We start from the raw sequence: 7813 nt of genomic DNA on the forward strand, positions 1-7813 counted from the left end.
GGGACTGGCCACGTTCGCCGCTCAGGTCGTGGAGGGCCTCGCCGATAGAGAGGTTGTCCGATAGCGGACGGCCTTGTCCCGGACGCCGATTCCCCGCCCTCGCGTGGGGCCGCGCCGACGGGCCGTCCGAGTTCCAGCAGACCACCGTGGTCGCCATCGAAGGACCGAGCATGCACCTGTCAAACGACGATGTCGCAGCGATCGTCAACGAGGTCTGGAGCTCCATGCTCGGCCTCCCCGTCGACCCCCTCGATGTCGAGACGCCCCCGCACATCGAGGGGCCGGCCACGTCCGGGTCCGTCGGCGTGAACGGTGCGACGGACTGCCTCATCTGTGTCGAGATGGGCTCCGACGCGGCCCGCCTGTTCGGCGCGACGATGTTCGGCCTGTCCGAGGACGAGGCGTCCGACGACGACATCTCCGACGCGATCGGTGAGCTCACCAACATGGTCGGCGGCAACATCAAGAGCCTCCTGCCCGAACCGAGCGCCCTGTCGCTTCCCGTCGTCGCGCAGGGGACGAGCCCCACGCTCAAGGTCCCCTCGGCGACGAAGCTCCTCCACTCCACCTACATGTGCGGCGACAAGCCGATCGTCGTCACCGTGTGGAACCGGTTGCCCTGATTCCGCCCTCCGGTGCCCTGCCGGGGACGAACCCGATCCCCAGAACCGTTCGAAAGAGAGATTTCCGTGAAGGTAGTAGTCGCCGACGACAGCCGCGCCATGCGCATGATCGTCGTCAGGACCCTCCGTCAGGCCGGTTACGACGGCGCCGAGGTCGTCGAATGCGAGGACGGCGCCGAGGGCCTCGCGGCCGTCAAGGCGAACAGCCCCGACCTCGTCCTCTCCGACTGGAACATGCCGAACATGAGCGGTATCGAGTTCCTCCAGGCGCTCCGCGCCGAGGGCAACCAGGTCCCGTTCGGGTTCGTCACGTCGGAGGGTTCGGACACGATGCGCGCCCAGGCCGACGAGTCCGGCGCCCTGTTCCTCATCGCGAAGCCGTTCACGGCCGACATGTTCTCGGACGCCCTCAAGCCCGTCCTGGGCTGACGGCCGACCGCGCCCTCCACCCGACCCGACGAAGCGAAGCGACGGCACGATGTCGAAGATCCCCGACCACAAGCCCATCAAGGACCTCTTCGAGAGTCTGCTGGGACGTGACGTCACCATCGCGACGCAGCAGGAGAAGGTCGTGCCCACGGCTCGCCGAGCTTGCTGCGTCGGCACCTACATGGACGCCCATGAGGTCACGAAGGCGCTGGTCGCGGCCGACCTGGAACTGTCGGCCCGCGCCGGCGCCGCTCTCGGCCTCGTGCCGTCCATCGGAGCCGACACGGCCATCGAGAACAAGGAGTTGCCGGCGGCGCTGTACGACAACTTCTACGAGGTGCTCAACATCTTCTCGTCGTTGTTCTTCGACGACGCGACGGGCGCGAACCTCAAGCTCAAGACCGTGTATCAGCCGGGGATGATCCTCCCCCGCGAGGCCGCCATGCAGATGCGCGGCCTCGGCAAGCGGGAGGACTTCACCCTCCACGTCGACGGGTACGGAACCGGCTCGCTCGGCATCGTCATTCCGTTCTGACCTGCACCGCCGGCAGCTCGCCGATCGGCTCCGACCCCGCCCTGGGGTCGGAGCCGATTGGTTTCGTGGGCCCCTCATCGGGTACGCTCTCCGGTGGAGGATTCGCATAGTGGCCTAGTGCGCACGATTGGAAATCGTGTTGGGTTAATCACCCTCAGGGGTTCAAATCCCCTATCCTCCGCCAGATCACCATCAGGGGCGGGTCCTACGGGGCCCGCCCCTGATGCGTGTCCCGGACGTGGCCCCTCGTGGCCCGCAGGTGCCTCGAGCCGCACGAACGACGACCGGAACTCACCTCGCACCCGCACGCCGACTCCCCGACCTGCACCTGAGCAACGGCCTGCGAACTACTCGTCGTCGTCCACGACGGTCCGGAGCGAGGACCGTCCACCCGGCCTCCCACCCACCGGGCCGCCCTGCCACCACCCATCGGCCGTCGCATCCGCCGAGGACCGGGCCGACAGCGCTGCCCGGGGTGAGGGGTACGACCCCGGGCAACGTCCTGTGCGAGGCCGCCGGCGGCGGTCCCGTCCCACGTCGACGGCCCCGGACGCGACGGAGCCCCCACACCGAGAGGTGCGGGGCTCCGTGAGGGGGCCGGGACGGCGGGGCGGGTGATGGTCAGGCGCCGATGGCCTCCGCACCGCGGAGATGGACGTGCGGCGGGTGATGGGGCAGGACGCCGGCCCGGAGGACGTGCTCGGCGATCGTGCGGGTGCCGGCGAGGGAATCCCCCAGCGCGGGCTCGAGCACCTTGTAGCGCTTGCCGAGGGTGCCGGCGAGGGAGATCTTGATCGCGTCGACGAGCAGCAACGCCCCGGTCGCGGTGAGCGGACGCCCTGGCAGGAGCATCGACGCGGTGCAGAGCGCGTCTGCGAGGTGCTCCCCGGCGAGACGGCAGAGCCCCTCGGCGACGGGGTCGGTTCGGGAGAGGTCGCCGACGACGGGTGCGAAGTCGGCGAGGAGTTCGGCCTGCGGGTGGACGCGGAGCATCTCCGGCCAGGTGCGCTCGTCGCCGAACGCGTGTCGCCCCGCCGCGAGGAGCGCCTCGGACCCGCCGGGGACCCCGTCGCGGAACCGGAGCCCCGCCGCGAGCCCCTGGCCGCCGAGCCACGAGGCGGAGCCGCGGTCGCCGAGGATCGGACCCCACCCGTCGATCGTGTGCCAGACGTCGGCGAAGTCCGTGGCGATGGTGCGCACCCCGGTCGTCATCTCGAGGACGACACCGGCCTCGACGGCGCCGAGCGCCCCGACGAGCGTGGCGATGGCCCCGTCGACGACGACCGTGCGCGTCGACGGCGCGGCCGCCGAGATGAGCGCGGCGGCGTCGAGGTCGGCCACGGCACCCCCGAGGGACCACACGGTGACGGCGGGCGGGCGGTCCTCCGTGAGCATGGCGACGGCGCCGAGCAGGTTCTCGACGCGGGGTGCCGACGTGAAGTGGGGGATGTCGAGGCGGGACTCCGGCTCCTCCCCCGTGCGGCGGGCCCGCAGCCCGCGCGTGCCGATGTCGACGACGAGCACCTCACCGACGGGTCCGTCGCCCGGCCCCTCCGCCCCGACGATCCACACGCGCTCGTCCTCGTCGCCCGTGACCGGCGCGGATCCCTCGCGTTCCCCCGGGATCGGCCCCACCGCCCCGGCTGCGTCGGCCGTGGCGGGATCCGTCTCCGGCTCGGCAGGGCCGTCGACGATCTCGTCCGGGGCATCGTCGAGGGAGGTGCGCGGGTCGTGGGGCATGGAGGCGTCCTTGGGGGTGAGCCCGTCGAGGTCGGGGGCGGTCACAACGAGGCGGCGACCGCGGTGAGTCGGGGCTTCTTCGCCTCGAGGGCTGCGGCGGAGGCGGGGCCGGGCTCGGGAAGCTGACGCAGCGCGGCGGCGACGGATTCGACGGGCGCGCCGGCGCGGTCGAGCTCGACGGCGAGGGCCTCCGGCGAGCGGTGTCCCCACAGCTTGAGGAGGAGACGGCCGTACCGGTGGGCCTGCCCGTGCCGCGCGACGAGTTCGAGGCAGCACTCGAGGGCCTTGTCGTAGTCGTGGACGCGGGCGGCGAGGATCATCGTCTCGTTGAGGATGTCCGGCGGGGCGACGACGCCGCCGTCGGCACGGGAGAGCAGCCCCCCCTCGCGGAGGCGATCGACGATACGGAGGGCGTCCGCGGCCTGCCCCTCGGCGGCGTGGACCTGGGCCTCCAGCCAGTCGCTGTACCCGGAGTCGTTGCCGCCGGCGCGGAGCTGGCCGATGAGGGTGCGCGCGCCGGTGAAGTGACGGTGCTCGAGGAGGAGCCCGACGAGCTCCTCGCGGGCGATGTCGCGGTAGCGGTCGCTGCACGAGAGCGCGCGGGCACGGTTGAGGTCGGCGAGGGCGCCGTTGCCGTCGCCGAGGGCCCGTCGGGCGCGGGCGCGTTCGACGAGCGCGGAGGCGAGTTCGTCACCCTCGGTACCGGCGGCGTCGAGGACCTCGACGACACGGGAGGTACGGGACTCGCGACGCCGGAGACGGGTGCGTTCGCCGACGGGGTCGGCCGCGTAGGCGGCGGTGACACGGATGACGTCACCACCGGGATTGAGGGGACGGAGCGTGTGCCCGAGCTCGCGGGTGGCGAGACGGGGCTGCACGCCGCCGAGGAACTGACACGAGGCCGTCCTGTAGAGGCGGATCTCCCGGGTGGGCGACGCGTCGGTGGTGCCGACGACCTCGATCTGGAGGGCGTCGGGGCGCACGACCTCCCCGGGCTGCGCCTCGAGGAGCTTGGCGAGGAGGGCCGGGTCGGCGCTCACGCGCTCATCGCCCTCGACGACGAGCACCCACTCGGTCTCGGCCATGCCCGCGGCCTCGTTGCGGGCGGCGGCGAGGTCGCCGTCGTCGGGTCGCTCGTGCACCTCGGCGCCGGCGCGGCGGGCGAGCTCGAGTGTCCGCGCCCGGACGCCCATGCCGACGACGACCGTCCCGGCGAGGAGGTCGCCGAGCGAGGCGAGTGAGGCGAGGCAGCCGTGCAGGTCCCGCACGTCGTCACCGATGACGAGGCAGCACGTGAGCGAGGGGGTCTCCATGACCCCTCCATCGGCACGTCCCGCGCAGATTCAAGCTCCGAAACACCTTGGAACGTCAAGCAATTGGTAAATCCTGGCCGGGGGCGGGCGTCACCCGAGCGGGCCGCCGACCGAGGGGGTCGAAAGGCGCAGCTCACCGGCCCGGTCGGCCCACCGCTGCGATTCCTCCCCCTGCCCGAGGACGAGGAAGAGCACACCGAGGTTCTGCGCGGCGAGGAAGGAGCCGCGGCCGTGGACGGCGCCGGAGAGGCCGGGTCGCTCCCCGAGGTCGAGGCACCGCAGCCAGCTCGTCTCGGCGAGCGTCACGAGCTCGGGTGCGGGGACCGCGGAGGTGAGGAGCATCTCGAAGAAGAGGTCACCGGCGAGGAAGGCGAGGTCGGGGGAATGCTGCCACCGCGTCGCCTCGGCGTCGAGCAGGGCGACGGCCTCGCGGAGCCGCCCCGCCTTGGTGTACGCCTCGAGGGCCCCGACGACGACGGCGTGACGTTTCTCGTCGACCGTCGGCGTGGCGAGGAGGGCAGCCGTGTAGTGCTCGGACGCCTCGGCGAACCGGGCACTCACCCGCAGCTCGTCGGCGAGGTCGAGCAGCAGGCCGGCGTCGCCGGGCCGGACCGCGAGGGCCTGGTGGAGGAGCGCCTCGGCGAGGGTGTGGTCGGCGCGCCACCGGGCCGCCTCGACGTCGTCGGAGCGGAGGACGACACCGACGTGCTCGGCGGGAAGGTCGAAGACGGGCTCCTCGTGGCGGGCACCCTCGTAGCGGACGCCGCGGGGCAGGAGCCTCGGGGCGAGATACCGGGGGTGGTCGGCCTCGTGGACGCCGCCGATGGCACGGTGGATCTCGACGAGGCCCACGCACTCGGGTGGCCGCTCGACGAGGAGTCGCAGCGCGTCGATGCCACTCGCGAGCCATTCCTCGGCCTCGAGGACGAGGTTCCAGTCGGCGTCGGCGGCGTCGAGGGCCGCATTGCGGCAGGCGGCGGCGTCGGTGGACCACTGCCCCGGCACGACCCGGGCGCCGATCTCGCGCCAGGCGTCGGCGGCCTCGGCTGGCGCCCCGAGGTCGAGGATCACCATCTCGTCCACGAACGGGCGGACCGAGCGCATCGCCCGTTCCACGAGCGCGGCCTCCCCGCGGGTCACCATGACGAGGGCAGAACGAGCCACGTCGCCTCCCTCCCGGCCTCGTGGGGCACTTCCGTCGATCGTGAACCGTGCACGCTCCTATCGGCAGGAACGGGCCGGAACACGAGCCGATCGGGCGGGCGCGCAGGGGCTTTCGTCGCGGCGGCTCCGACGGGGCCTCTCAGACGCGGAAGTGCCCGACGAGGGCTCGGAGTTCCTGCGCTCGTGTGGCGAGCTCGTCGGCGGTGGCCGCCGTATGACGGGCCGCCTCGCTCGAGGTCGACGAGTCCCGGGTCGCGTGCGCGAGGCCGCCGGCGATGCCGGAGGCCCCCTCGGCGGCGTCGTGGACACTCCGGCTCATCTCGTTCGTCGTCGCGGTCTGTTCCTCGACCGCCGAGGCGATCGTCGCCTGGGAGTCGTTGATCTGCGCGATGATCGAGCCGATCTCGCTGATCGCCGCGACGGCCGCCTCGGTGTCGACCTGGATCGCTTCGACGCGACGACCGATGTCGTCGGTCGCCTTGGACGTCTCCTGCGCGAGGTCCTTCACCTCGCTGGCGACGACCGCGAAGCCCTTGCCCGCTTCCCCGGCGCGGGCGGCCTCGATCGTGGCATTGAGCGCGAGGAGGTTCGTCTGCTCGGCGATCGACGTGATCGAGCGGACGACCTCACCGATCTCGGCCGAGCTCGTGCCGAGCTGCGCGACGGTCGCGTTCGTCCGGTCGGCGACCTGCACCGCCGACGCCGCGACACCGGCGGCGTCGTTGGCGCTCTTGCTGATCTCGCGAATCGACGCCGTCATCTCCTCGGTGCCCGCCGCGACGGTGTCGATGCTCCGGGAGACCTCCTCCGCGGAGGAGGTGACGCGGGTGAGTTCGTGCTCCGCACTCGTCGCCGAGTCACCTGCGGCGTGGCTGTCGCCGGTGAGCCGCTCGCTCGCGACGGCGACGGCCACCGAGGCGTCGCTCACCTCGCCGACGAGCCGCCGCATGGAGTCCCGGGTCCGCTCGGCCGCACGGGCCATGTCGCCGATCTCGTCGTGGGTGGTCGCGTGCGCCGGCACCATGAGGTCGCCCTCCCCCATCGCCTCGAGACTCGCCCGGACGGAGTCGACGGCCCCTCGGATCGGCACGGCGATCCGACGGGCGAGCAGCGGGATCGCGACGACGAGGGCGAGGGTCGTCAGGCCGAGGCTCGTCATCATGCGACGGGCCGCGGCACGCCCCTCCTCGGTCGCCGCGGTGAGCCTTTGCGAGATCGACGAGATGAGGGAGTCCGTGCTGTCGGCGAGCTTGTCGTAGGCGCTGCCCGCGTCGCCGCCGTTGATGCTCGCGTCCGCCTCGGCCCACTTGGCTCGATCGCCCGTCGCGTACAGCGCGATCGCCGCGTCGTCGGCGGCGAAGTACGCCTCGTACTGCGAGGTGATCTGATCGAGCGTCCGACGCTCGGCCTCGGTGAGCTGGTCGGCCGGGAACGAGGAGAGCGTCGACCGGACGTTGTCGCGGGATTCGACGAACCCGTTGCGGTTGTAGGCCTTCGCGCCCGTCAAGCCGTCCTTGGCGCCGAACCGGTAGACGTCACCGACGACCCCGAGCTCCCACCCGGAGACCTCCGCGTTGGCGTACCGGATCTGCTCCGCGGTGTGCTGCAGGTCGTTGAGGCCGTCGACCTCGTCCATGCCGCGCGCGAGGGCGAGTCCCTGGGTCGCGGCCACCACGCCGAGGAGGATCGCTCCGAGGAGCCCCACGACGCCTACGGAGGCGATCTTGCCGAAGATGCCGATGCGGCGGGTGCGCGTCGCACCCTCGCCCGTCCTGTCCACCACGATGTCCCCTCGCGCTCCCAGTGCGCCGCGGTTGACGGCGTTCCTGGGTACCTCATCGGACGAGAACGACCCCGGGTGAGCAGGAAAGGCCATTTCGAATATTCACGATGATCGACCCGGATGTCGCACGCGGGGACGATCGGCCTCAGCCGAAGGACGACGACGCCTCGTCGGCGGTGGGCGTCGACAGGCGGTCCCGATAGGAGGACCGCGCCGCGATCTGGGC

The 7813-nt window shown here is 72.0% G+C and carries 7 protein-coding genes and 1 tRNA gene; 4 read left to right on the forward strand and 4 right to left on the reverse strand.

Annotated elements, in window-relative coordinates:
• Nucleotides 1-170: 170 nt before the first annotated feature.
• From MOPEL_RS03080 to MOPEL_RS03095, 4 genes are all read left to right on the forward strand, one after another.
• A complete protein-coding gene (locus tag MOPEL_RS03080) occupies nucleotides 171-623 on the forward strand; it encodes a chemotaxis protein CheX (RefSeq protein WP_009481396.1) in 453 nt (150 codons plus the stop codon).
• Between the two features lie 66 nt (nucleotides 624-689).
• Nucleotides 690-1052, forward strand: coding sequence for a response regulator (locus tag MOPEL_RS03085; RefSeq protein ID WP_040632669.1), 363 nt, complete (start codon nucleotides 690-692; stop codon nucleotides 1050-1052).
• A gap of 49 nt (nucleotides 1053-1101) precedes the next feature.
• Nucleotides 1102-1587, forward strand: coding sequence for a hypothetical protein (locus tag MOPEL_RS03090; protein ID WP_009481398.1), 486 nt, complete (start codon nucleotides 1102-1104; stop codon nucleotides 1585-1587).
• Between the two features lie 95 nt (nucleotides 1588-1682).
• A tRNA-Ser gene (locus tag MOPEL_RS03095) sits at nucleotides 1683-1771 on the forward strand.
• Between the two features lie 437 nt (nucleotides 1772-2208).
• Here MOPEL_RS03095 and MOPEL_RS15680 read toward each other — a convergent pair.
• The 4 genes from MOPEL_RS15680 to MOPEL_RS03115 all read right to left on the reverse strand — a co-directional run bounded on the left by MOPEL_RS15680 (nucleotide 2209) and on the right by MOPEL_RS03115 (nucleotide 7587).
• A complete protein-coding gene (locus MOPEL_RS15680; protein WP_141631152.1) occupies nucleotides 2209-3327 on the reverse strand; it encodes a hypothetical protein in 1119 nt (372 codons plus the stop codon).
• Between the two features lie 41 nt (nucleotides 3328-3368).
• Nucleotides 3369-4640: a glycosyltransferase family protein gene (locus tag MOPEL_RS03105; protein WP_009481400.1), complete on the reverse strand. Its 1272-nt coding sequence runs from the start codon at nucleotides 4638-4640 to the stop codon at nucleotides 3369-3371.
• A 90-nt stretch (nucleotides 4641-4730) separates the two neighbouring features.
• Nucleotides 4731-5804 carry a glycosyltransferase family protein gene (locus MOPEL_RS03110; protein WP_009481401.1) on the reverse strand — a complete coding sequence of 358 codons (1074 nt, stop codon included), beginning with the start codon at nucleotides 5802-5804 and terminating at the stop codon, nucleotides 4731-4733.
• Between the two features lie 139 nt (nucleotides 5805-5943).
• Nucleotides 5944-7587 carry a methyl-accepting chemotaxis protein gene (locus MOPEL_RS03115; protein WP_009481402.1) on the reverse strand — a complete coding sequence of 548 codons (1644 nt, stop codon included), beginning with the start codon at nucleotides 7585-7587 and terminating at the stop codon, nucleotides 5944-5946.
• Between the last annotated feature and the right edge of the window lie 226 nt (nucleotides 7588-7813).

The sequence above is a fragment of the Mobilicoccus pelagius NBRC 104925 genome, from assembly GCF_000247995.1.
Lineage (GTDB): Bacteria > Actinomycetota > Actinomycetes > Actinomycetales > Dermatophilaceae > Mobilicoccus > Mobilicoccus pelagius.

Bases quoted from the DNA above. Each gene is read 5' to 3' on its own strand.
- MOPEL_RS03080 (WP_009481396.1), top strand. From the start codon at position 171: ATGCACCTGTCAAACGACGATGTCGCAGCGATCGTCAACGAGGTCTGG.
- MOPEL_RS03090 (WP_009481398.1), top strand. From the start codon at position 1,102: ATGTCGAAGATCCCCGACCACAAGCCCATCAAGGACCTCTTCGAGAGT.
- MOPEL_RS03105 (WP_009481400.1), bottom strand. From the start codon at position 4,640: ATGGAGACCCCCTCGCTCACGTGCTGCCTCGTCATCGGTGACGACGTG.
- MOPEL_RS15680 (WP_141631152.1), bottom strand. From the start codon at position 3,327: ATGCCCCACGACCCGCGCACCTCCCTCGACGATGCCCCGGACGAGATC.